A 22,262-nucleotide genomic window follows, 5' to 3' on the forward strand; every position below is an offset into this window, starting at 1 on the left:
CGTCCGGAACCGGCGGGGCCTTGGGGAAGGGTGACGCTACGACCTTGCGTGCACTCGCCTCACGGCCCGCCGAAGGCGGTCGTGCGCGTGGTGGTGACGAGGATCGGGGCGTTGTGCATGCATGCGATCATGCAGGGGGCGGCGGCCTGGCGTCAACTGCTGGATCGCTGCGAACGGGCGGCAATCGCCAGCCGCCAGCCGCCAGCCGCTAATCACCAATCGCCATTCGCCGACTGGTCACCCAACATCAATCAAGCGACTTCCCCGCCTTCTCGTCCATGCAGCGCAGCGCAAGCAGCGTCAGCACGCCGCAGCCGATCGCATACCACGCGGGCGCATTGGGATTGCCCGTCGCCGCGATCAGCCACGTGACGAAGAACTGCGCGAAGCCGCCGAAGATCGCGACGCCGACGCTGTACACGAGCGCGCCGCCCGTCGCTCGCACCGCGCGCGGGAACAGTTCGCCGAGCATCGCGCCGGTCGCGCCGATGTTGATCGCGTGCACGACGGACAGCGCCGCGATGATCGACAGCAGCGACGTGGCGCCCGGCCAGCGGTTCAGCGCGATGAAGGCAGGGTAGATCGCGGCCATCAGCACGATGCGCGTCCACCAGACGATCCGGTTGCGGCCGTACACGTCCGACAGGTGGCCGCCGATCGGCGTGACTAGCATCAGGATCGCGCCGGCGACGCAGCCGGCCGTCATCGACAGCCAGGTTGGCAGATGCAGAACATGCACGCCGTAGATCGCCATGTAGAACACGATGATGTAGTGGATCGACGTGCCGCCGATCGTGACGCCGAGCCCCGCGAACACGGCCTTGCCGTGATGGCGCAGCACGTCCGCAAGCGGCAGCGACGCGACCTTTTCCTGCTGCGTGGGCTTTGCGGGCGTTGCAGCCGGCACCTCCTCGACGGTATGACGCAACCAGTAGCCGATCGGCACGAACAGCGTGCCGATGACGAACGGCACGCGCCAGCCCCAGCTTTCGAGTTGCGCGGCGTTCAGCGTCGACGTCAGCGCGACGCCCGTCAATGCGCCCGCGAGTGCGGCGAGCCCCTGGCTCGAGAACTGGAACGACGCGTAGAAGCCGCGGCGATGTTGCGGCGCCTGTTCGATCAGCAGCGTCGTTGACGCGCCCACTTCGCCGCCCGACGCAAAGCCCTGCAGCAGGCGTGCGAGCACGAGCAGCAGCGGCGCCGCGATGCCGATCTGCGCGTAGGTCGGCGCGACCGCGATCGTCGCGGTGCCGAGCGCCATCAGCAGCAGCGTCGCGATCATCGCGCGCTTGCGGCCGACGCGGTCCGCGTAAATGCCGATCACGAGCCCCCCGAGCGGCCGCGTGACGAAGCCGACGCCGAAGCTCGCGACCGCGAGCATCAGCTGGCCGAACGACGAGTGCACCGGAAAGAACAGCTTGCCGATCAGGATTGCGAAGAAACTGTAGACGGTGAAGTCGTAGAACTCGAGCGCATTGCCGACCGCGGCAGCGGCGATCAGGCGGCGTTTCTTTGCGGCTGCACGCGCGTCGACCGGCGTGCCGGCGAAATTGAGGGCGGACGTTTCCATGGAGCTCCCGATGAACGCGAGACTGCGTGATGAAGGACCGTGATGAAGGACCGTCAGGCCGCGAGCCAGGCTTCGGCGACGCGGACCCAGTAGCTCGCACCGATCGCGAGAATGTCGTCGTTGAAGTCGTAGCCGGGGTTGTGCACCATGCAGCCTCCCTTGCTGCCGATTCCGTTGCCGATGAACGCATAGCAGCCGGGGCGCGCTTCGAGCATGAACGCGAAATCTTCGCTGCCCATCAGCGGCGCGGCATCGGCCTCGACACGCTCGGCGCCGAGCATCTGGCGCGCGATGTCGGTCGCGAACGCGGTCGGCTCCGGGTGGTTGACGAGCACGGGGTAGCCATAGTCGTACTGCACGTCGGCCGTCACGCCGAAGCCTTCGGCCTGGCCCTTCGCGAGCGCGTCGATGCGGCGCGCGAGCAGCTGGCGCACGTCGGCGCTGAGCGCACGCACCGACAGCTTCATCACGACGGTCTCGGGAATGATGTTGAAGGTCTCGCCGGCCTGCACGCTGCCGACCGTGATCACGGCCGCCTGCTGCGCGTCGACCTCGCGCGCGACGATCGTCTGCAGCGCGACCATGATGCTGCCGGCCGCCGACATCGGGTCGCGCGCAAAGTGCGGCATCGCGCCGTGGCCGCCGACACCGCGCAGCGTGATCGTCACGCGGTCGGCGGACGCCATCGCGGCACCTGTGCGGAACGCCATGTCGCCGGCCGCGCGGCCCGGCATGTTGTGGATCGCGAAGATCGCGTCGCACGGAAAACGGTCGAACAGGCCGTCGTCCATCATCGCCTTCGCGCCGCCGAAGTTTTCCTCGGCGGGCTGGAAGATCAGGTTCAGCGTGCCGGAAAACCGGCGCGTCGCCGCGAGATGCCGCGCCGCGCACAGCAGCATCGCAGTGTGGCCGTCATGGCCGCACGCATGCATCTTGTTCGCATGGCGGCTCGCATACGGCAGGCCCGTCGCTTCCGCGAGCGGCAGCGCGTCCATGTCGGCACGCAGGCCGATCGTGCGCGTGCCTTGGCCCTCGCGCAGAACACCGACGACACCCGTCTTGCCGAGGCCTCGATGCACTTCGTAGCCCCAGCCGGCGAGCAGTTCGGCGACGAGATCGCTCGTCAGCGTTTCCTCGAACGCCAGCTCGGGATGCGCGTGAATCCGGCGGCGCACGTCGATCAGGTCGGGTGCGATCGCGGCGATGCCGGGGATGACGGGGTTCGCTGGCTGCATGTTGTCTCCTGTGGGGCGCGTGACTTGGGGCATTTGGCTTGGGCCCTTTGACTTGGACCCTTTGTCTTGAACCGATTGACGCGCATATGACGTCGAAGCATATAAATTTCTTTCGCGCACCATAAGCTGATAAATTGCTTTGGTGCTCACCGCCGGTTGCCGCTAGGGAACACCCTGATCGGAAGCCTGCGACGGGCATTCGGGTTTCCACGAATCACGCGCGTTGCCATGAAATATCATCAGCTGAAAGCGTTCGTCACCGTCGCGGAGGAGGGCAGCATTCGCGCGGCTGCGCGGCGCCTGAACGTATCGCCGGCGGCCCTGACCAAGGCGGTCAAGGAACTGGAGATCGCGCTCGGCGTATCGCTCGTCGTGCGTACCGCGCGCGGCGTGCAACTGACGGGCTTCGGCCAGCAGCTCCAGGTGCGCGCGCGGCTGATCGTCGCCGAGATGCAGCGTGCGCGCGACGACATCGAACAGGCACAGGGCGCGATGACGGGGTCCGTCGCGGCCGCGATCACGCCGGCCGCCGCGGTGACGATCCTGCCCGACGCGTTCCGCGCGTTTCGCCAGCGCTTCCCGGTCGCCCGCGTGAGTCTCGTCGAAGGTTTCCCGGGCGTCGCGCTGCCGCGTCTGCACGACGGCTCGCTCGATTTCGCGGTGGCGGTCGTCGTGCCCGAGCTGCTCGCGGCCGAGTTCGATCACGCGGAACTCTATTCGAGCCGCTCGCTGATCGTCGCACGCAAAGGGCATCCGCTCGCATCGGCCACGTCGCTCGCCGATCTCGTCGATGCCGACTGGTTGATGAATCCGTCGCCGGAAAGCTCGACGCAGGTGCTGTTCAACTGTTTCGTCGCGAACGGGCTGCCGGTGCCCGCGCGGATCGTCGAGTGCCCGAGCTTCGGGCTTGCGCACAGTCTGATGACGGGTTCCGATCTGCTTGCGTCGATGCCGGAACAATTGCTCGATGTCGACTGGGCGCGCGACAGGTTCGCGGTGCTGCCGATCCGCGAACGGCTGCCGGCCGTATCCGTGCAGGTCATCACGCGACGCGACAGTCCGCTCACGCCGGCCGCGTCGATGCTGCTCGACTGCCTGCGCGATTCCGCGCGGCGGAAGGGGTTGCGGTGAACGGGGGGGCGACCTCCGGGCAACACGCGATTTCGGCGCGACGCCCGCGAGCCGGTATGATTACGGCCGGCCGGCGATGTCGGCCGATCTCCAACAACATCGAAAATCAGATTCCAGCTTTCAGAGGCGTCACATGACCAGTGCAACCCAATTCGACAACGTGTCGGTCGTCAAGCGAGCCAACGTCTACTTCGACGGCAAGTGCGTATCGCACACCGTGCTGTTTCCGGACGGCACGCGCAAGACGCTCGGCGTGATCCTGCCGTGCGCGCTCAATTTCGGCACCGACGCGCCCGAATTGATGGAAGTGCAGGCCGGCAAGTGCCGCGTGAAGCTCGATGGCAGCAGCGAATGGCAGACTTACGGCGCGGGCGAGTCGTTCTCGGTGCCGGGCAAGAGCCGCTTCGACATCGAAGTGCTGGAAACGCTCGACTACGTCTGCAGCTATCTGTGACGACGTCGGCGCGCGCTGCTGCGCCGCGCCGGCATCTGGCCGACGTTGCGTGCAGTAAAGCGCGTTGGCCGTCAATATGAAAAGCCCCGCGCAACGCGGGGCTCGTGTCGTCGACGACGGCGCGAGGCCGTCCGAACGATGCGTTACAGGCAGGCGTTGATGTCGCCGGCATCGGCGCCCGCACCGCGGAGGCCGACCCACGTCTTCGCGCTGGCGGTCTGCGCCGGGCGGATCATCGCGGCGGCGCCGTTCGGCGGTTGCTGGCCCGGCGCGTAGACGTCGGTTGCGAGGCCGTTCGCGAGCACGTTCTGCGAGACGACCTGCTGCTGGGATTTATCTGCCCAGGTCTTCGCGATACATGCCGACACTTCCTGAGCGGGTTTCTGGCTTTGTCCCACGTTTTGCACGGCAGGCGACGGATCGGCCGCGTGAGCAGAAATTGCGACGGTCAATGCGATGAGCGGTAAGTATTTCACGTTATCTCCCTCGGGTCGTGATTGATGAGTGGGATGCGCAGCAGTACTGCACAAGTGAGATCGCATCGTTCGAACCGGGTTCCGGCGATTCCGAAACAAGATGTTAAGACGCTTGCCAAACGGTGGATCCGGTGCTGCGCGCAACGCATGCGACACGTTCGCGATCGCGATCGCACGCGTGAACGTTCCGGAGATCGGTGACGCTGCCGGCGGGCGCCGGCAGCAACGAGAGGGCTGGCCGGATCAGCCGGCCTTGTGCGGGGAACCGAGGCGTCGGCGCGTATTGGCCGGCATGATCGGCCGGAAGCGCTCGCGCTTGTGCTCTTCGTCGAAGTGCTGCAATGCCGGCTTGATCAGATCGCTGCGCGATACGAGGCCCGTGAGGTGCAGCGACTGCGCATCGTCGACGACCGGCAGACGTTCGAGGCCGAGCACCGCGAGACGTGTCGCGACGAGGCGGCAGGTCTCGTGCGCGAGCGCGACCGAAGGCGCGCGATCGGACAGCAGGTTCGCGACCGGCGTATCGGGCGTGTACTGCGCACGCTGCGCGTCGAGCTGCGCACGATCGATGACGCCGAGCAGGCGGCCGTTCTGCACGACCGGATAGGCGCGGTGCGTCTGCTTCGTGCCGAAGTACTGCGTTTCGACGTACTCGAGCGTTGCCGCAGCGTCGATCGTGATGATCGCGTCGGCAGGCGTCATCACCTCGGCGACGTCATGCCGCTCGAGCGGATCGACGCCGTATTCGCGATAGATGTGATAGCCACGGCGCGCGATCTTCTCGGTCATGATCGAGCGCTTCATCACGACGGTCGCGAAGCCGTGCGCGATCAGCGTCGCCGCGAGCAGCGGCAGCAGCGCATTCGTATCGTGCGTGAGGCCGAATGCGAACACGATTGCGGTCAGCGGCGCGCCGAGCGTCGCACCGAGCGTCGCGGCCATGCAGACGAGCGGCCACAGCGCGGGGTCGCCGCCTGGCAGCACCGGCGACAGCACGGTGCCGAGGCCCGCGCCGAGCATCAGCAGCGGGGCGAGCACGCCGCCCGACGTGCCCGAGCCGAGCGCGATCACCCACATCACGGCCTTCACGATCAGCAGCACGAGTGCGATTTTCAGTGCGATGTGCTGGTGCAGCAGGTCGCCGATCACGTCGTAGCCGACGCCGAGCGCGCGCGGTTCGAGCCAGCCGCCGATGCCGATCACGATCGCGCCGAGCGCGGGCCACCACATCCAGTGCACGGGCAGCTTTGCGAACGTGTCCTCGACGCGGTAGAGCGCGGCCGACAGCCCGCACGCGAGCATGCCGGACAGCAGCCCCGCGACCACGCACGACAGCAGCGCGACCGGCGACGGCGCGGCGGTCGTCAGCGGAAACAGCGGCTCGACGCCGAAGAACAGCGCGCGCGCGAAGCCGGCCACGGCACAGGCGAGCGCGACGGGCAGGAAGCTGCGCGGGCGCCATTCGAACAGCAGCAGTTCGACCGCGAGCAACACCGCGGCGACCGGCGTGCCGAACACGGCGGTCATGCCGGCGGCGGCGCCCGCGACGAGCAGCGTCTTGCGCTCGGCGGCGGTGACCTTCACGCACTGCGCGAGCAACGAGCCGAGTGCGCCGCCCGTCATGATGATCGGCCCCTCGGCGCCGAACGGGCCGCCGCTGCCGATCACGACGCCGGACGACAGCGGCTTCAGGATCGCGACCTTCGGCGACATCCGGCTCTTGCCGAACAGGATCGCCTCGATCGCTTCGGGAATGCCGTGGCCGCGGATCTTTTCGGAGCCGAAGCGCGCCATCATCCCGACGATCAGCCCGCCGATCACCGGCACCACGATCACCCACGCGCCGAGCGTATTGCCCGCGGGCGAGCGGTCGGCGAACGAAAACTGCTGGAAGAAGAACAGGTTCGTGAACAGGTGGATCAGGCTCAACAGCACGAATGCCGCGAGTGTGCTGAGCACGCCGATCACGGCGGCGAGCAGCGCTATCCTGGGCAGGCGGTCGTTGGTCGCGAAATCGCGTTTGTGCGGGGCATTCATCGGTGTGGCGAAAGCAAGAGTCAGTAATCGAGTTGAGGAACCTGGAAGGCGCCCTTGAGCGACTTCAGTTCGGTACGGTGCATCGCGGCGAGGCGCGCGAGCAAGGTTTCGCCGGCCTGCTCGAGATGCACCTCGACCTGGCGGCGATCCGTCTCGCTCGGCTTGCGCTTCACGAGGCCGAGCGCCTCGCAGCGCGACACGAGTGCGACGACGCCGTGGTGCTGCGCCTGCAGGCGTTCCGCCAGTTCACCGATGGTCGCCCATTCGCGGTGCGGATAGCCCTTGATGTGCAGCAGCAGCAGGTATTGCAGCGGCGTCACGCCTTCGCTCTGCGCGGCGCGCTCGGAGAAGCGCTCGAAGCGGCGCATCTGGTAGCGGAATTCGGAAAGCTGCTGGAAGTCGGACTTGTTTAGCGCGCGTCGGGAATCGGTCATCTTCGTTCGGTAAGTCGGTCACGGTAACGCGCAAATATATCACAACGTGATATAAATCGGCGCGCGGCGCCGTCGCGGATCATGCGGCGCGGCGGCGTGCGGCCGGGGTTATTGCAGTCCTCGAGCCCCTGTTATGCGGCTTCGAGCATCTGCGTCTGCTGGTACAGCCCCGTGACGAGATCAGTCTGCGTCATGATGCCGACGAGCCGGCGCGATGCGTCGACGACCGGAATGTGGTGGTGGCCGGAGTGCGTGAACAGCGGCACGAGTGCGGTGAGCGGCATCGACTGCGGCACCGACGCGACGTCGCGGCTCATCACCGTGTGGACGCTCGCGGGCTGGCCGCCGATCGATTGCGGCAGGCGCGCGGACAGGCGCTGCCACAGCGGCGTCGGGCGGCGCGACTGGCGTGTGAGGTCGGCGCGCGTGACGATGCCGACGAGGCGCTCGTCCGTGTCGACGACGGGCAGCGCCTTCACGCGATGCCGGTCGAGCAGCGTGAGCGCGGCGGTTACCGACGACGACGGCGCGACGCTGATCGCGTGCTTCGTCATCAGGTCTGCGCAGGTGAGCTGGCCGAACGTGCGCGCATACGCCTGCATCTCGGTTTCGCGCAGCAGCGCTTCGAGATCGTCCGGATCGACGTCGAGCCATTCGCTGCGGCGCTTGAGCACCGCGTCGAGATCCTCGCGCGTGAAGCCGCCGCGGGACGGCGCCTTTGCGCCGCCGGCCTGCGGTTTCGCGTCGGCGCGCACGCCGCCGTGCGGATAGCGGTGGCCGGTCAGTGCGTGATAGATGAGCGCGGCCGACAGCAGGATCGCCGATTGCAGCGCGATCGGCTCGAGCACGAAGCCGAAGCCGAGCGCGTGGATGGCCGGCCCGCCGAGCACGGCCGTCAGCGCGACGGCGCCCGACGGCGGGTGCACGCAGCGTAGCGCGAACATCCCGCCGATCGCGCATGCGACCGCGAGCGCCGCCGCGGTGATCGGATCGGCAATCCAATGCGCGCACGCGACGCCGACCGTCGCGGCCACCAGGTTGCCGCCGATGATCGACCAAGGCTGCGCGAGCGGACTCGCCGGCACCGCGAACAACAGCACCGCCGATGCGCCCATCGGCGCGACCAGCAGCGGCACGAGGCCCGGCACGCCCGGCACGACCTTCATCGTGAAACCGACCGTCGCGATGCCGACCAGCGCGCCCGCACACGAGCGCAGGCGCTCGCGCCAGCCGAGGGTCATGGGAAGCGGGACGAAGCTGTGCAGCCATTGCCGCAACGTGCGGCGAGACGGAAGGGAGCCGGACGACATGGAACGTATGACGAAAAGAGGGGCACGCGCGAGTCGGGGAGCCGCGATTATATCTCGTTGTGATACAAAATGTCGCATCGCATCAACGTGTTGTGGACATGCGACGCATTAACCGTCCGGTACGCTCCGGGCTGGCGAACGGTCGTTTCAGCCCATTTTTGTCTGCAGCGGCGTACAATTCGGCCAGCAGAAACTTCCCGAACTCCTGGACCACGCACGCGATGCCCGATTTCCCACCTTCCTCCCGGCTTGGTGATCGGCTCGGCGTGGCCCCCGGCAGTGTTCCGTCCCCCATCTGACGCGAGCCCCGCCGACGCCTTTCCCACCTACTTTCCCGAAGCCTATTCAATGGACATGCTCGAAAACATGCGCCTGTTCGTGCGCGTTGTCGAAGCCGGCAGTTTCACCGCAGTCGCGAAGGAGATCGACGCGACCACCGCACAGGTGTCGCGCGCCGTCTCGAACCTCGAAGCGCACGTACAGACGCGCCTGCTGCATCGCACGACGCGGCACCTCGGCCTCACCGAAAGCGGCCAGCGCTATTTCGAGCGCGCGAAATCGATCCTCGAGGAAATCGACTATGCGAACGCGGAGGCGCGCAACGCGTTGCTGCGGCCGTCCGGCAAGATGCGCATCCATGCGATGACGGGCCTCGGGCAGAGCCACGTCGTGTCGTCGATTGTCCGTTATCAGGAGGACAACCCGGACGTGTCGGTCGAGCTGACGCTCGCGCAGCGGATGCCGAACCTCGTCGAGGAGGGCTACGACGTGTCGATCGTGACCGCGTCGCAGCTGCCGGATTCGGGCTATGTCGCGCAGACCTGCGGGACGAGCTGCAGCGTGCTCGTTGCGTCGCGCGAATATCTCGCGCGGCACGGCACGCCACAAACGCCGGAGGACCTGCCGAACCACACGTGCCTGCGGCTCGACACGCCGGCGACGCCGGCCGGCGAATGGCGGCTCGAGCACAAGGACGGCGACGAGCAGGTGTACGAGCTGCCGCCGGGGCCGTTCCAGGTCAACGTGCCGGACGCGCTGTGCGTTGCCGTGCGGGCGGGCCGCGGGATCGCGTGCGTCGCGCTGTATACGGTGCTCGACGACATCCGCGAGGGCCGGCTGATCCGCGTGCTGCCCGAGTACCGGCTGCAGACGCTGAGCGTCTACGCGGTGTACGCGACGCGCCGCTATCTCGACGCGAAGATCCGGACCTTCCTCGATCACCTGCGCACGACGCTCACTCCTGCGCTGGAAAACGATCTGCGTGAACTGGACCGCCTGACCGTCGAGCACACGCCGACCGGCCGCATGCGCGCCTGACGTTGCATGCGCGGGCGCCCGGCGCCCGCGATCGTGCCGTCGGCGAGCGTGCGCGAGCGCCGCGTCGTCGACGAGTTTGCCGAGCTTGCTCGATCAATACGACCTGTAAATGATTGAACTGCATCAGCTTCGCTGCTTCGTCGCGGTGGCCGAAGAGCTGCATTTCGGCCGCGCAGCCAGGCGGCTGTTCATGACGCAGCCACCGCTCAGCCGGCAGATCCAGCTGCTCGAGCACGCGCTCGGCATCTCTTTGCTCGAGCGCAGCAGCCGGCAGGTGAGCCTGACCGCGGCCGGCGAGCGCTTCCTGCGCGATGCACAGCACATCCTCGAGTTCTCCGCGCGGGCGGAGCAGGCCGCGCAGCGTGTCGCGCGCGGCGAGGCGGGGCGGATCACGCTCGGTTTCACGGCCGTCAGCGCGTACCGGATGATCCCGATGCTGCTCGCGCACGCCGCGCATGCGCTGCCCGATGTCGACGTCGAACTGCGCGAGATGGTGTCGACCGTGCAGATCGACGCGCTCGTGTCGCGGATGCTCGACGCCGGTTTCGTACGCCAGCGCGCTGCGCGGCAGCCGCTCGAATACCGGCTCGTGCAGCGCGAGCCGCTGCTCGTTGCGGTCGCGGACGGCACGGCGCTCGCCGCGCGCGAGCGGATCGGCCCGGACGATCTCGACCGCCAGCCGTTCATCGCGTATTCGCCGAACGAGGGCAAGTATTTCCACGACATGATCTCCGGGATATTCGCGAACGCGGGCCGGCTGCCGAACTACCTGCATTACGTCGGACAGACACATACGATCCTCGGCCTCGTGCGCGCGGGGCTCGGCGCGGCGCTCGTGCCGGCATCGGCGCGCGAACTGCACGTTGGCGGCGTGGTGTTCCGTCCGCTTGCGGGCGTCGATGTCGCGGCCGAGCTGTATCTCGCATGGCGCACCGACAACGACAATCCGGCGCTGCCGGTATTCAACGCGATGGTCGAGCGGTTTCTCGCGGAAAGCGCGAACGCGGGCACGTCGTGAACCGCCGGCGCGGCGTGGCAAGCTTTCATCCTGGAAGCTTGGCGTGGAGGAATGCCAAGGCATCCTGACCGAGCGACGCGTGCGAGGTCGAACCGGATTCTTCCAGTCTGAAAGCTGCAAAAGCTGCAAAAGCTGCAAAAGCCGGGAAGGTCGCGAAAACGCACGCGCGGCATGCATTGCGCCGACCGCTTGACGCGTCCCTGCCGCTCGGCGCACGATACGTTCGTGCATTTGGAACGGGACGCGCCGGCCGCGCGACACCCGCATCCGCGACGCGCAGAAAAACAACGATGAGCCCTACGTACTCGAACGCATTCGAATCGTTAGTTCAGTCCCGGCCGCAGCGGCGCACCGGGAATGCAGTCCACCCGACGCAGATCGCGTCACGTATCCGTCATCCGCTTTCGTACCTTTCGTACTGTGTCCCGGTACCATTGCAGCGCCGGGCATCGGCAGCAGGCAACCCCGGCCCGGATCGCCGCATCGCATCATCCGCTTCTTCCCATCCACGCATCCTCGGCGGTGCGTACACCGGCATGTCATGACGTCGGCCGGCGCACGTCCTCGCCCGACGGCGGCCGCTCGTTGACGAAGCGGGCGCCACCGAGTCCGAAGCATTTCGATTGAGCTTGAAACAGAAAGAAAACGCAGTTCAGTTCGAGGTTCAAGGAGAAACTCATGTCGCAAGTTTCAAATGAAGCAACCGGCAGTTCGGGGAATCGCAAGGCAGCGCTGGTCAAGTGGGCGATCATCATCGCGGGCGTCGCGATCGCGGCACCCGCCGCGCTGTTCGTGCTGAAAGGCATGGTCGCGCTGATCACCGCGGCCGTGGTCGGGCTCGGCGCGATCTATTTCGCGCCGGTCGTCGCGATGAAATTCGCGAACCAGAAGGTCAAAATGATGGTCGAGGAGGCGCAGGCCAATCCGATCGAGACGCTGATCAACCAGCTTGCGGAAAAGCGTCAGGCGGCGCAGAAGTTCGCGGACAGCATCACCGCGTTCCGCACCGAGGTGAAGAACTTCGCGGACAAGACCGAGCAGTTCGAGAAGCAGTACCCGGAAGACGCACCGCGCTTCAGGGCACAGCTCGACACGATGAAGCAGTTGCTGGCGTTTCGCGAGAGCCGCTACAAGCAGGTGCAGAACGAGCTGAAGAATTTCGCGTCGGCGATCGACCGTGCGAAGGCGATGTGGGACATGTCGCAGGCCGCGCAGCAGATGAACAAGCTTGCGGGCCGGCAGACCGCCGACACGTTCGAGCAGATCAAGACGGACGTGGCCGTCGATTCGGTGATGCGCTCGGTGAACAAGGCGTTCTCCGAGATGGAGACGTCGCTGATGGACAACCCCGAAGTCAAGCAGGCGCAGCAGCAGGCCGCAATCGACGGCAATCGCGCGCACGGCCTTGAAGCACCGAACCCCGCCCAATTGCCGTCGAAACAACAATAACTTCCTGCAGGCACGCGAACATGAAAAAACTTCTCGGCGCAGTAGCGTTTCTGGTGGTGCTCGTCGGTATCTGGTTCGTGCGTCAGGGCGGCCTGCCGAAGCTGGCGCCCGCGCAGGATGCGGCACCGTCCGCCACGTCGGTGCAGGCGAACGGCAGCGGCCAGCCGGTGCCGCCCGCGCAGACCGGCAACGTGCTGCCGGCCGGCTTCAAGCCGCAGGCCAACACGCTGAAATCGATCGCGGAAAACGGTGTCGTCAGGGTCTCGGTGCAGAATCCGAGCGAGCCGTTCTTCGGTGAAGACAAGGGCACGCCGCACGGCTTCAACGTCGAATTCGCGCAGCTGCTGTTCTCGGATCCGTCGTTCTCGCACGGCGGCAAGCCCATCGTCGTCGACACGCGTCACGAGGTCGACACGTATCCGGGGGTGCCGAAGCAACTGCTCGACACCGATGCGGGCGGCAACCATGTGGTCGACGTCGCGATGGACGGCCTGACGTTTCCGGACAACACGCCGTCGGGCGTCGTCTATTCGGTGCCGTACGTCGACGATTTCGGCTATTCGCTGATCGTCCGGCAGGGTTCCGCGATCCGCTCGCCCGATGATCTGGCCGGCAAGAACGTCGGCATCCTGAAGGGCGACCCTGACGTGCGTGCGTTCGTCACGCGCCAGTATCCGAACGTACGGTTCGTCGAAGTCGACGATGCCGATCCGGCGTTCATCGCGAAGAGCCTCGATGGCCACACGGTCGACGCGTTCATCTACGACTATCCGTTCGCGGTGAGCTCGATCAAGGGCACGGATCTCAAGTTCGCGGTCACGAAGCTCGACGGGTCGAACATCGCGTACAAGATCGGCGTGCGGGCCGACGACCAGGACCTGCTGATCTACCTGAACGCCGCGATCGCGAAGCTCAAGCAGTCGCCGCAGTATCTCGAGCTGCTGCGCAAGTACTTCGTCAGCGACCAGGCGGTGACGACCGCGGCCGCGTCCGGCGAGCACGTGTACGTGGTGAAGGCGGGCGACACGCTCAACCTGATCGCGGCCAGCAAGCTCGGCAGTGGCCAGCGTTATCGCGAGATCCAGCGCCGCAACAACCTCGCCAATCCGAACCTGATCCTCGCCGGCCAGCATCTCGTCATTCCGGTCAGGTGAGACGCCGCGGCACGCCCATCATCGACAACCCGGCGCACCTCTACGATTTCTGATGGCGCGCCGGGCGTCGGGTGGCGTCAATGCGTGATCGACAGGAACAGGTACGCGGCGAACAGCGACAGATGGACGACGCCGTGCAGCACGGTCGTGCGCCCCTGGCTGAGCGTCAGCGTGCTGACCAGCAGCGTCAGCGACAGCAGCACGGTTTCCATCGCGCCGATGCCGAGCGTCAGCGGCTGGCCGACCCAGATGAACACCGCGGCGACCGTCGGGATCGTGAGCCCGATGCTCGCGAGCGCCGAGCCGAGCGCGAGGTTCATGCTGGTCTGCAGGCGGTTAGCCCGCGCGGCGGTGACGGCCGCGAGCCCTTCGGGCAGCAGCACGAGCGCGGCGATCACGATGCCGACCGCGGCCTCGGGCAGGCCGAGCTGGAACACCGCATGCTCGACCGCCGGCGACAGCAGCTTCGCGAGCAGCACGACCGCGACGAGGCTCGCGAACAGCATCACGAGACTGATCAGCGCCGTCTTGCTGCTCGGCGGCACTGCGTGGACCGATTCGTTCGCGCTGTCGTGCGACGCGAGGAAGTAGTCGCGGTGGCGCACGGTCTGCACGAACACGAACACGCCGTACAGCACCAGCGACGACACGCCGGCAAACGCGAGCTGCGACTTCGACAGCAGCGGGCCGGGGGCGGCGCTCAGGTAGTTCGGCATCACCAGCGACAGCACCGACAGCGACGCGAGCACCGCGAGCGCCTTGCTCGCGCCACGCCCCTGGAAGTCCTGCTCGCCGTGTTTCCAGGCGCCGACCAGCAGGCACAGGCCGACGATGCCGTTGCAAATGATCATCACCGCGGCAAACACCGTATCGCGCGCGAGGCCGGATTTCTCGGGACCCGCGCCGAGCATCACGGACACGATCAGCGCAACTTCGATGACGGTCACGGCGACCGCGAGCACGAGCGTGCCGAACGGTTCGCCAACCCGATGGGCGACGACTTCGGCATGGTGGACGGCTGCGAACACGGCGCCGGCGAGCGCGGCCGCGAACAGCGCGATGACGAGGCCTTCGGCCGGCACGGCGCGCGACAGCGCGAGTACCAGCCAGGCGGCAAGCGGAGCCCAGAGGGTCCAGCGCGGGAGCGTATTGGACGAGAGCGGCATGGTGGGTTTTCCTTATTCGAGTGGCGGCGCGCGACGGGCGGCCACGGGTTGGACGAAGCCCGGCCGGGAATCCCGCCGAACGAGGGTGATGGTGCTGACAGACCGTGGCGCGGGAATGCGCCGCGTTGGCTCGCCGCCGCGAGGTGGCGGTGGCAGCGGGTGGCGCGGGCGGGCCGAAGCCCGACGCGTGGCGCCCGTCGTGGCGAGCCGGTTCGATTCGACTGGCCGCCGGAAACGGGGCGGAATCGCTGCCTGGTGAGTTAGCCGGCGATCACGTTCCGACCCCGGAAGGGTGGGCAACGATGCGCGGCAAGGGCAGCGTGGCACGCGGGTCTCCCTGAATTTCCGGTGGTTTGCCGGATTTTATCAGGCGTTTGCGCACCACTAACCTGAAATCGAATGCTTACGTAGACCTTTCGGTCACAAAAAAGTGCCCGAGAATTTTCATTTTTTTGTCGTTACGGATTCGGTAACGGTGTTTTACACGACGAATTCGGGCTCACCCTGACATAAATCTACCGACCGGTCGGTTTATAATCGGCCGCATTCCCACTTCCTGACGGATCGCAAGCGATGGCTGTTTCCTCTGCACAATCGGTGAAATCAGGCGCGCTGGCGCCGGCCGCGGTCATTGGTGTGATCGGCGCCGGCGCGATGGGCGCGGGGATCGCGCAGGTCGCGGCGGCCGCGGGCCACACGGTGCTGCTGTACGACCTGAACGAGGCGGCCTGCGACAACGCGCTGGCCGGCATCCGCGCGCAGTTCGCGCGACTCGCGGAGAAAGGCCGGCTCGATCCGGCGCAGGCGGAGGCTGCGGGCCAGCGGGTGAGCGCGGTGCGTGCGCTCGCGGACTTCGCGCCGGCCGCGCTGGTCGTCGAGGCGGCGGCCGAGCGACTCGACGTGAAGCGCGAGATTTTCGCGACGCTCGAACGCCATGTCGACGACGCATGCCTGCTCGCGACCAATACGTCGTCGATCTCGATCACGTCGATCGCGGCCGGTCTGCGCGTGCCGCAGCGCGTCGCCGGCCTGCATTTCTTCAACCCGGCGCCGCTGATGGCGCTCGTCGAGGTGGTCTGCGGGCTCGCGACCGCGCCCGAGGTTGCGCAGGTGCTGTACGACACCGCCGCCGCGTGGGGCAAGAAGCCCGTGATTGCGAAGTCGACGCCGGGCTTTATCGTGAACCGCGTCGCGCGGCCGTATTACGCAGAGGCACTGCGCGTGCTGAACGAGCAGGGCGGCGCGCCGGCGTCGATCGACGCGGTGATGCGCGAAGCGGGCGGCTTCCGGATGGGGCCGTTCGAGCTGATGGACCTGATCGGCCACGACGTGAACTTCGCGGTGACCGAATCGGTGTTCCGCGCGTACTTCAACGACCCGCGCTTCACGCCGTCGCTGATCCAGCAGGAACTCGTCAACGCCGGTTTCCTGGGTCGCAAGTCGGGGCGTGGCTTCTATTCGTATGCGGATGGCGCGGCGCCGCCGGCGCCGGACGTCGAGCCGGATCGCGACGCGCCCGCCGGCGTCACGCTGCATGCGCAGGCCGGCCCGGCCGCCGCGTTGCATGCGCGCTTCGCCGAGCGTATCGCCGGCGCGCGACAGGCGGATGCCGATCCCGACGACCTGCTCGCGACCGCGGGCCGCGCGTCGATCGCGCTGACCGACGGCCGCACGGCGACCGCGCGCGCCGCGCAGACGGGCATCGCCGATCTCGTGCTCGTCGACCTCGCGCGCGACTACGCGCAGGCCGGGCTCGTTGCGCTGACGCGCGCGCTCCAGTGCAGCGACGCCGCATATGCGGACGCGGTCGGCCTGTTCCAGCAGGCGGGCTTTCGCGTCGTCGGCCTGGCCGACGTGCCGGGCATGATCGTGATGCGCACCGTCGCGATGCTCGCGAACGAAGCGGCCGACACGGTGAACCAGGGCGTGTGCTCGCCCGCCGATCTCGATCTCGCGATGGAAAAGGGCGTCAACTATCCGTGCGGCCCGCTTGCGTGGGCGGACGCGATCGGCATCGCCCGCGTCCATCGCGTGCTGTCGCACCTGGCCGCCAGCTACGGCGAGGACCGCTATCGCGTGTCGCCGCGTATCGCCGCGCTGCACGCGGCCGGCCGCGCGTTCCGGTCCTGACCACAGTTTTTCCCTGATCACGATAACGACATCACTCCATTGGAGGAGCACCCCGATGACTGCCCCGACGCACCCGATGGCCGCGCTCGACGCGATCGAGACCGCCAGCCGTGACGAACTCCAGGCGCTGCAGCTGCAGCGGCTCAAGTGGTCGCTGCGCCACGCGTACGACAACGTTCCGCACTACCGCCGCACGTTCGACGCGGCCGGCGTGCATCCGGACGACCTGAAGACGCTCGCCGATCTCGCGAAATTCCCGTTCTCGACGAAGACCGATTTCCGCGACAACTATCCGTTCGGGCTGTTCGCGGTGCCGCGCGACCAGGTCGTGCGCGTGCATGCGTCGAGCGGCACGACCGGCAAGCCGACCGTCGTCGGCTATACGGCGCGCGACATCGACACGTGGGCGAACCTGATCGCGCGCTCGATCCGCGCGGCGGGCGGCCGTCCCGGCGACACACTGCACAACGCGTTCGGCTACGGGCTGTTCACGGGCGGCCTCGGCATCCATTACGGTGCGGAGCGGCTCGGCTGCATGGTCGTGCCGATGTCGGGCGGGCAGACCGAGAAGCAGGTGCAGCTGATCCGCGACTTCGAGCCGAAGATCATCCTCGTCACGCCGTCGTACATGCTGAACCTGATCGACGAGATGGTGCGGCAGGGGATGGATCCGGCCGAGTCGTCGCTGAAAATCGGCATCTTCGGCGCAGAGCCATGGACCGGCGCGCTGCGCGAGGAAGTCGAGACGCGCGTCGGCATCGATGCGCTCGACATCTATGGGCTGTCCGAAGTGATGGGGCCGGGCGTCGCGTGCGAATGCGTCGAGACCAAGGACGGCCCGGTGGTGTGGGAAGACCATTTCTATCCGGAAGTCATCGATCCCGTGACGGGCGAGGTGCTGCCGGACGGCAGCGAGGGCGAGCTCGTGTTCACGTCGCTGACGAAGGAGGCGATGCCGGTGATCCGCTATCGCACGCGCGACCTCACCGCGCTGCTGCCGCCGACCGCGCGTACGATGCGCCGCCTCGCGAAGATCACCGGCCGCTCGGACGACATGCTGATCATCCGCGGCGTGAACGTGTTCCCGAGCCAGATCGAGGAACTGGTCGTCGCGCTGCCGAAGCTGTCGGGCCAGTATCAACTGACGGTGTCACGCGAAGGCCACATGGACCGGCTCGACATCGCGGTCGAGCTGCGCTCCGAAGCCGGCGCGAGCGTGACGGACGGCGAGCGCCAGGCGATCGCGCGCGAGCTGCAGCACCGGATCAAGACGATGGTCGGCGTGTCCGCGGGCGTGACCGTGCTGCCGGCGGGCGGCATTCCGGCCACCGCGACCGGCAAGGCCAAGCGCGTGATCGACCGGCGCCACGCCGCGTGATGCGGTTGCTGCACGTTTGAAAACGCATGAACGCGCTTGAATACGCTCGAGCGTCGCTTGATCGTGTTAGATACGAGGAAACCTGCTTGATGTTCGATGAACTGAAGACCCTGGCCGTCGCCGTCGATGCGCGTGGCATCGCGACCGTCGCGCTGCAGCGCGGCGACGTGCTCAATGCATTCGACGAGACGATGATCGCCGAGCTGACCGACGTGTTCGCCGCGCTCGGCGCGCGCGACGACGTGCGGGCGATCGTGCTGCGCTCGGACGGCCGCGCGTTCTGCGCGGGCGCCGACCTGCAGTGGATGCAGCGCGCGAGCGCGAACGATGCGGCCGCGAACCTGCGCGACGCGGAGCGCTTCGCCGCGATGATGCGGGCGATCCGGCAGTGCCCGAAGCCGACCGTCGCGCGCGTGCAGGGGCACGCGTTCGGTGGCGGCGTCGGCCTGTGCGCCGCGTGCGACATCGTGATCGCGAGCGACCATGCGCGCTTCGCGGTCAGCGAGGCGCGCTTCGGCATCCTGCCCGCGGTGATCGGCCCGTATCTCGTCGAGGCGGTCGGCCAGCGGCAGGCGCGCCGGCTCGCACTGACGGCGACGCAGCTGAGCGCGCGCGACGCGGTCGAGATCGGCCTGATCCATCAGGCGGTGCCGCTCGACGCGCTCGACGACGCGCTCGACAAGACGCTCGCCGAACTGAGCCGGAACGGCCCGAGCGCGCTGATGGAGATCAAGCGCTTCTTCGACGCGATCGGCGAGTATCCTCCGTCCGACGAGCGCGCGGCGTTCACCGCGCAGACGATCTCGCGCGTGCGCGCGACCGCCGAGGCGAAGGAGGGCTTCGCGGCGTTCTTCGCGAAGCGGCCGCCGGCCTGGGAGCCGGGCGCAGAGTAAGTTGGCTGCGGCGGCGCGCGGCGCGCCCACACCGCGCGCACTGCCGCCGCGCGAAGCCCCGGGGCGGTGCTGAGGCACCCCGCCGGGCACCCCGCAAACAGGGACGGTTGCTCTACAATGCGTGACCCGGCAAGCCGCCGATTCTGCCCTGACCGTTCCCATCCCGATGATCGTCACCCGTCTTGTCTCCGAGATCCTGTTCGGCTTCACCGGCCTGATGGGCATCATCAATCCGATCGGCATTGCCTTCCTGTTCCTGGAGCGCACCGAGTCGCTGACCGAGCAGGAACGGCACCTCCTCGCGAAGAAGGTCGCGTTCAATTCGTTCGTCGTGCTGCTCGTCGCGTTCTTCGTCGGCACGCCGGTGCTGCATTTCTTCGGGATCTCGCTGGAAGCGTTGCGCATCGGCGGCGGCTTCGCGGTCGCGGTGTCGGGCTGGCGGATGCTGAACGAGCCCGACGTGCCGGGTGGCGGCGATACGCCGGTCAAGCCGATCGACGCGAACGCGATCATGACGCGCGCGTTCTTCCCGCTGACGGTGCCGCTGACGACCGGTCCCGGCTCGATCGCGACCGCGATCGCACTGAACGCGAACCGCACGCACAAGTTGTCGGAATTCATGCTGTCGAGCATCGTGTCGATCGCGGTGTCCGTGCTCGTCGCGGTCGTGATCTGGCTGACGTATAGCCGCGCGGCGCTGCTCGCGCGCTATCTCGGCACCGAGGGCACCAAGGTCGCGATGCGCGTGTCCGCGTTCCTGCTGCTGTGCGTCGGCGTGCAGATCATGCTGACCGGCTTCTCCGAATTCCTGCAGCCGATCGCCGACCAGATCAAATAAAACCCAGGCTTTCCGTGCCCGGGCGAGGCCCGCGTGGGCCAAGGCGACCCGCCCGGGAAGCAGGCTGCGTCGCGCATCAATGCGCGACGGCGAGCATCGGGTAGGTGAACAGCCCGAAGTGAACGATATTCAGCCCCGCGTGCGCGAGCGCGGCCGCGAACAGCCCGCCGCGGCGGTACGCAAGGCCATACCCGACGCCGGCCACCGTGCCGAGCACGATCCATTGCCAGCCGCCCGCCGCATGGGCCGCGCCGAACAGCGCGGCGCTCACGGCCAGCGCCGCCCACGGTCCCCACGCGAACCGGCCGAGCACGCGCGTCAGGCCGCCCTGAAGATAGCCGCGGAACAGCGTTTCCTCAGCGAGCGTCACGAACAGCAGGTTGTTCGCGAGCCACAGCCAGCCCGACGCCGGCCATTTGGGCGCCCAGCCGACCGTCCCGAGCGCGACCGCGCCGGCGAGGCACGCGGCCGACGTCGCGAGCGCGGCGACGATGCCCGTGCGTACCGCGTGCGGCAGCGGGACCGCCGGTCGGATCCACGGCAACACCCACAGCAGCCACAGGCCGGCGAGCGGCTTGTCGAGATTCAGGTACATCGTGAACGGCACGGCATCCGGCGTGAAGCGAATCGGGCCGATCGCACGCGGATTATGGAAGCCGGGCAGCAGATGCAGGCTCAACGCGATCGCGAGCGCGACGAACGCGACATGCGCGGCGGTGCGTGCCGCGGGCGGGCGCGCGGCGGACACGCCCCAAGCTGCCAGCGCGAGCGCGGCCAGTGGTGCCAGTGCGAGCGGTGCGAGCATCCCGAGCACCAGCGCGCCCGCATAGCCGAGCGCGGCGAGGATCAGGCTGGCGGCGCGCAGCGGGCGGACCCACGCGAGTGCCGCGGCGGCGAACAGGGCAATCCAGGTCGCCGTGAACGGCAGGGACGAGGAGAAGGGCATGGGCGGCGGGCTTTCGTCGGACGAGACGCCGCGCATCATACAGGATGGGGATCCGGCTTCCGCCGCAATGCTGTGCTGGCAATTCGGGCAGCGGGCAATCCTGGCAGCCGGCGAGCCAGACGGCCGGTTAGCCGACCAGCCGGCAAGCCGACCAGCCGACCAGCCGTCAACGTCCGGCGGCTTCGGTCACGCCGTCGCGGGTCGGGATGTCGACGCTGTTGCGCGTGCGCATCCGCCGCCGGTACCAGAACGTCCACATCAGCAGGCCGCCGAACACCGAATAGCCGATGATCGGCGACAACACCAGCACGCGCTCGACCGTCCAGTTCGCGACCATCCAGCAGCGCACCAGCATTTCGATGGTCATGCCGGCGCCCCACACGAAGGTCATCAGGCGCAGCGTCTGGCGCAGCACGGGCTGCTCGTCCCACACCGCTTCGAAGCGCTCGGCGCCGCCGGCCATTTCGCGGGCCACGGTCGCGCGCGCGAGATAGAAGATCAGCGGACGTTCGCGCACCAGCGACAGCAGGAAAATGACGCCGATCGCGCCCGATGCGAGCGATTCGCGCATCAGCAGCGCGCGCGGCCCGCCGCCGAGCGCCATTGCGACGATCGACAGTGCGATGCCGAGCAGCACGACGACGCTCACCGCGTCGATGCGGCGCGCGCGGACGAATTCGAAGATGGTCCAGAGGACGGGCGGGATCGCCGACGCGTACAGCGCGCCGGCTTCGCCGAAATGCGGCTGCGCGACGCGATAGGCGGCCCACGGCAACAGCAGGTTGACGGCGAGTTCGAGAATCAGGCCGGCTCGCGGTTTCACAGCAGACATTCCCGGAGATGGGTTCGGACGCGAATCACGTGCAATCCAGTATATCGGACATTCAATCATGGCTTGTGGCGCGCGTGTCGCTGGCCATTACGAACCATTGCCGCGCATCGCGCGACAGTTTGACCACCGACAGCGGCGCGACGTCGGTGCGCCAAGCGCTCTCCGATGCGGCGCGCGACGCATGCGCGAGCGCCGCGCGTATCGCCGGTGCCGACGTGATCGCGATCACGTCGCCCGTCGACGGCAGCCGGTCGAGCCACGCGCCGATCCGGCACCGGAGCGCGTCGAACGAATCGCCGCCATGCGGCGACGCGGACGGATCGGTGATCCACGCGTGCAGATCCCCGGGCGCGTCGCGCGCGACGTCGGCAAGCCGCCGGCCGCACCAGCGGCCGTAGTCGATATCCGCGAGCGCCGGCTCGACGCGTGCGTGCAGTGCCAGCGCGTCGGCAGTCTGCCGCGCGCACCGTGCCGGGCCGCACAGCACCGTCGCG

Annotated in this window: 21 protein-coding genes; 10 read left to right on the forward strand and 11 right to left on the reverse strand. The window is 67.7% G+C overall.

Features of this window, described 5'->3' with window-relative positions; genetic code table 11:
* Positions 1–247: 247 nt before the first annotated feature.
* Positions 248–1,570, reverse strand: a complete 1,323-nt coding sequence (locus G3N94_RS09205; RefSeq protein ID WP_205792072.1) for an MFS transporter — start codon at positions 1,568–1,570, stop codon at positions 248–250.
* A 53-nt stretch (positions 1,571–1,623) separates the two neighbouring features.
* Positions 1,624–2,805 (reverse strand): M20 aminoacylase family protein, encoded by a 1,182-nt coding sequence (locus G3N94_RS09210; RefSeq protein ID WP_205792073.1) that lies wholly within the window; start codon positions 2,803–2,805, stop codon positions 1,624–1,626.
* A gap of 228 nt (positions 2,806–3,033) precedes the next feature.
* On the opposite strand from G3N94_RS09210, the gene G3N94_RS09215 reads away from it, so the two are divergent.
* Both G3N94_RS09215 and G3N94_RS09220 read left to right on the forward strand, forming a co-directional pair.
* A complete protein-coding gene (locus G3N94_RS09215) occupies positions 3,034–3,936 on the forward strand; it encodes a LysR substrate-binding domain-containing protein (RefSeq protein WP_205792074.1) in 903 nt (300 codons plus the stop codon).
* 133 nt (positions 3,937–4,069) lie between these two features.
* Positions 4,070–4,390, forward strand: a complete 321-nt coding sequence (locus G3N94_RS09220) for a pyrimidine/purine nucleoside phosphorylase (protein ID WP_006478890.1) — start codon at positions 4,070–4,072, stop codon at positions 4,388–4,390.
* A gap of 143 nt (positions 4,391–4,533) precedes the next feature.
* Here the strand turns inward: G3N94_RS09220 and G3N94_RS09225 are convergent, their stop codons facing one another.
* From G3N94_RS09225 to G3N94_RS09240, 4 genes are all read right to left on the reverse strand, one after another.
* Positions 4,534–4,866: a hypothetical protein gene (locus G3N94_RS09225; RefSeq protein ID WP_205792075.1), complete on the reverse strand. Its 333-nt coding sequence runs from the start codon at positions 4,864–4,866 to the stop codon at positions 4,534–4,536.
* Positions 4,867–5,109: 243 nt separating this feature from the next.
* Positions 5,110–6,903 carry a chloride channel protein gene (locus G3N94_RS09230; protein ID WP_205792076.1) on the reverse strand — a complete coding sequence of 598 codons (1,794 nt, stop codon included), beginning with the start codon at positions 6,901–6,903 and terminating at the stop codon, positions 5,110–5,112.
* A gap of 20 nt (positions 6,904–6,923) precedes the next feature.
* Positions 6,924–7,337, reverse strand: a complete 414-nt coding sequence (locus G3N94_RS09235) for a helix-turn-helix domain-containing protein (RefSeq protein WP_205792077.1) — start codon at positions 7,335–7,337, stop codon at positions 6,924–6,926.
* Positions 7,338–7,468: 131 nt separating this feature from the next.
* Positions 7,469–8,647 (reverse strand): HPP family protein, encoded by a 1,179-nt coding sequence (locus tag G3N94_RS09240; RefSeq protein ID WP_205792078.1) that lies wholly within the window; start codon positions 8,645–8,647, stop codon positions 7,469–7,471.
* A gap of 348 nt (positions 8,648–8,995) precedes the next feature.
* Here G3N94_RS09240 and G3N94_RS09245 point away from each other — a divergent pair, with 348 nt between their 5' ends.
* Both G3N94_RS09245 and G3N94_RS09250 read left to right on the forward strand, forming a co-directional pair.
* Positions 8,996–9,964 carry a LysR family transcriptional regulator gene (locus tag G3N94_RS09245; protein ID WP_205792079.1) on the forward strand — a complete coding sequence of 323 codons (969 nt, stop codon included), beginning with the start codon at positions 8,996–8,998 and terminating at the stop codon, positions 9,962–9,964.
* Between the two features lie 109 nt (positions 9,965–10,073).
* Positions 10,074–10,982 carry a LysR substrate-binding domain-containing protein gene (locus G3N94_RS09250; protein ID WP_205792080.1) on the forward strand — a complete coding sequence of 303 codons (909 nt, stop codon included), beginning with the start codon at positions 10,074–10,076 and terminating at the stop codon, positions 10,980–10,982.
* A 539-nt stretch (positions 10,983–11,521) separates the two neighbouring features.
* On the opposite strand, the gene G3N94_RS42935 is transcribed toward G3N94_RS09250, so the two are convergent.
* Positions 11,522–11,650, reverse strand: coding sequence for a hypothetical protein (locus G3N94_RS42935; protein WP_277398530.1), 129 nt, complete (start codon positions 11,648–11,650; stop codon positions 11,522–11,524).
* A 10-nt stretch (positions 11,651–11,660) separates the two neighbouring features.
* Between G3N94_RS42935 and G3N94_RS09255 the strand changes: the two genes are divergently transcribed.
* The gene (locus G3N94_RS09255; RefSeq protein WP_205792081.1) at positions 11,661–12,431 is read left to right on the forward strand and encodes a hypothetical protein; all 771 of its coding nucleotides are present in this window, start codon (positions 11,661–11,663) and stop codon (positions 12,429–12,431) included.
* 20 nt (positions 12,432–12,451) lie between these two features.
* Positions 12,452–13,585 carry a transporter substrate-binding domain-containing protein gene (locus G3N94_RS09260; protein ID WP_205792082.1) on the forward strand — a complete coding sequence of 378 codons (1,134 nt, stop codon included), beginning with the start codon at positions 12,452–12,454 and terminating at the stop codon, positions 13,583–13,585.
* Positions 13,586–13,662: 77 nt separating this feature from the next.
* Here the strand turns inward: G3N94_RS09260 and G3N94_RS09265 are convergent, their stop codons facing one another.
* Complete coding sequence (locus G3N94_RS09265; protein WP_205792083.1) at positions 13,663–14,751, reverse strand: ionic transporter y4hA; 1,089 nt, start codon at positions 14,749–14,751, stop codon at positions 13,663–13,665.
* A 573-nt stretch (positions 14,752–15,324) separates the two neighbouring features.
* On the opposite strand from G3N94_RS09265, the gene G3N94_RS09270 reads away from it, so the two are divergent.
* From G3N94_RS09270 to G3N94_RS09285, 4 genes are all read left to right on the forward strand, one after another.
* Positions 15,325–16,881: a 3-hydroxyacyl-CoA dehydrogenase gene (locus G3N94_RS09270; RefSeq protein ID WP_205792084.1), complete on the forward strand. Its 1,557-nt coding sequence runs from the start codon at positions 15,325–15,327 to the stop codon at positions 16,879–16,881.
* A gap of 55 nt (positions 16,882–16,936) precedes the next feature.
* Entirely contained in the window at positions 16,937–18,259 is a 1,323-nt protein-coding gene (paaK, locus tag G3N94_RS09275) for a phenylacetate--CoA ligase PaaK (protein ID WP_205792085.1), read from the forward strand.
* 89 nt (positions 18,260–18,348) lie between these two features.
* Positions 18,349–19,152, forward strand: a complete 804-nt coding sequence (locus G3N94_RS09280; RefSeq protein WP_205792086.1) for an enoyl-CoA hydratase-related protein — start codon at positions 18,349–18,351, stop codon at positions 19,150–19,152.
* Positions 19,153–19,318: 166 nt separating this feature from the next.
* The gene (locus G3N94_RS09285; protein ID WP_205792087.1) at positions 19,319–19,990 is read left to right on the forward strand and encodes a MarC family protein; all 672 of its coding nucleotides are present in this window, start codon (positions 19,319–19,321) and stop codon (positions 19,988–19,990) included.
* Positions 19,991–20,066: 76 nt separating this feature from the next.
* Here the strand turns inward: G3N94_RS09285 and G3N94_RS09290 are convergent, their stop codons facing one another.
* The 3 genes from G3N94_RS09290 to G3N94_RS09300 all read right to left on the reverse strand — a co-directional run.
* On the reverse strand, positions 20,067–20,936 hold the full coding sequence (locus G3N94_RS09290; protein ID WP_241021710.1) for a CPBP family intramembrane glutamic endopeptidase: 870 nt from the start codon (positions 20,934–20,936) through the stop codon (positions 20,067–20,069).
* Between the two features lie 166 nt (positions 20,937–21,102).
* A complete protein-coding gene (locus tag G3N94_RS09295) occupies positions 21,103–21,759 on the reverse strand; it encodes a VC0807 family protein (protein ID WP_205792089.1) in 657 nt (218 codons plus the stop codon).
* A 61-nt stretch (positions 21,760–21,820) separates the two neighbouring features.
* Positions 21,821–22,262 (reverse strand): histidine phosphatase family protein (locus G3N94_RS09300; protein ID WP_205792090.1); only part of this gene is annotated, 442 nt, incomplete at its 5' end.

The organism is Burkholderia sp. Ac-20353 (assembly GCF_017104785.1).
Taxonomy (GTDB): Bacteria; Pseudomonadota; Gammaproteobacteria; order Burkholderiales; family Burkholderiaceae; genus Burkholderia.

Coding starts and splice junctions, on each gene's coding strand:
- G3N94_RS09205 (WP_205792072.1), bottom strand. CDS start 1,570: ATGGAAACGTCCGCCCTCAATTTCGCCGGCACGCCGGTCGACGCGCGT.
- G3N94_RS09210 (WP_205792073.1), bottom strand. CDS start 2,805: ATGCAGCCAGCGAACCCCGTCATCCCCGGCATCGCCGCGATCGCACCC.
- G3N94_RS09215 (WP_205792074.1), top strand. CDS start 3,034: ATGAAATATCATCAGCTGAAAGCGTTCGTCACCGTCGCGGAGGAGGGC.
- G3N94_RS09220 (WP_006478890.1), top strand. CDS start 4,070: ATGACCAGTGCAACCCAATTCGACAACGTGTCGGTCGTCAAGCGAGCC.
- G3N94_RS09230 (WP_205792076.1), bottom strand. CDS start 6,903: ATGAATGCCCCGCACAAACGCGATTTCGCGACCAACGACCGCCTGCCC.
- G3N94_RS09235 (WP_205792077.1), bottom strand. CDS start 7,337: ATGACCGATTCCCGACGCGCGCTAAACAAGTCCGACTTCCAGCAGCTT.
- G3N94_RS09240 (WP_205792078.1), bottom strand. CDS start 8,647: ATGTCGTCCGGCTCCCTTCCGTCTCGCCGCACGTTGCGGCAATGGCTG.
- G3N94_RS09245 (WP_205792079.1), top strand. CDS start 8,996: ATGGACATGCTCGAAAACATGCGCCTGTTCGTGCGCGTTGTCGAAGCC.
- G3N94_RS09250 (WP_205792080.1), top strand. CDS start 10,074: ATGATTGAACTGCATCAGCTTCGCTGCTTCGTCGCGGTGGCCGAAGAG.
- G3N94_RS09255 (WP_205792081.1), top strand. CDS start 11,661: ATGTCGCAAGTTTCAAATGAAGCAACCGGCAGTTCGGGGAATCGCAAG.
- G3N94_RS09260 (WP_205792082.1), top strand. CDS start 12,452: ATGAAAAAACTTCTCGGCGCAGTAGCGTTTCTGGTGGTGCTCGTCGGT.
- G3N94_RS09265 (WP_205792083.1), bottom strand. CDS start 14,751: ATGCCGCTCTCGTCCAATACGCTCCCGCGCTGGACCCTCTGGGCTCCG.
- G3N94_RS09270 (WP_205792084.1), top strand. CDS start 15,325: ATGGCTGTTTCCTCTGCACAATCGGTGAAATCAGGCGCGCTGGCGCCG.
- paaK (WP_205792085.1), top strand. CDS start 16,937: ATGACTGCCCCGACGCACCCGATGGCCGCGCTCGACGCGATCGAGACC.
- G3N94_RS09280 (WP_205792086.1), top strand. CDS start 18,349: ATGTTCGATGAACTGAAGACCCTGGCCGTCGCCGTCGATGCGCGTGGC.
- G3N94_RS09285 (WP_205792087.1), top strand. CDS start 19,319: ATGATCGTCACCCGTCTTGTCTCCGAGATCCTGTTCGGCTTCACCGGC.
- G3N94_RS09290 (WP_241021710.1), bottom strand. CDS start 20,936: ATGCCCTTCTCCTCGTCCCTGCCGTTCACGGCGACCTGGATTGCCCTG.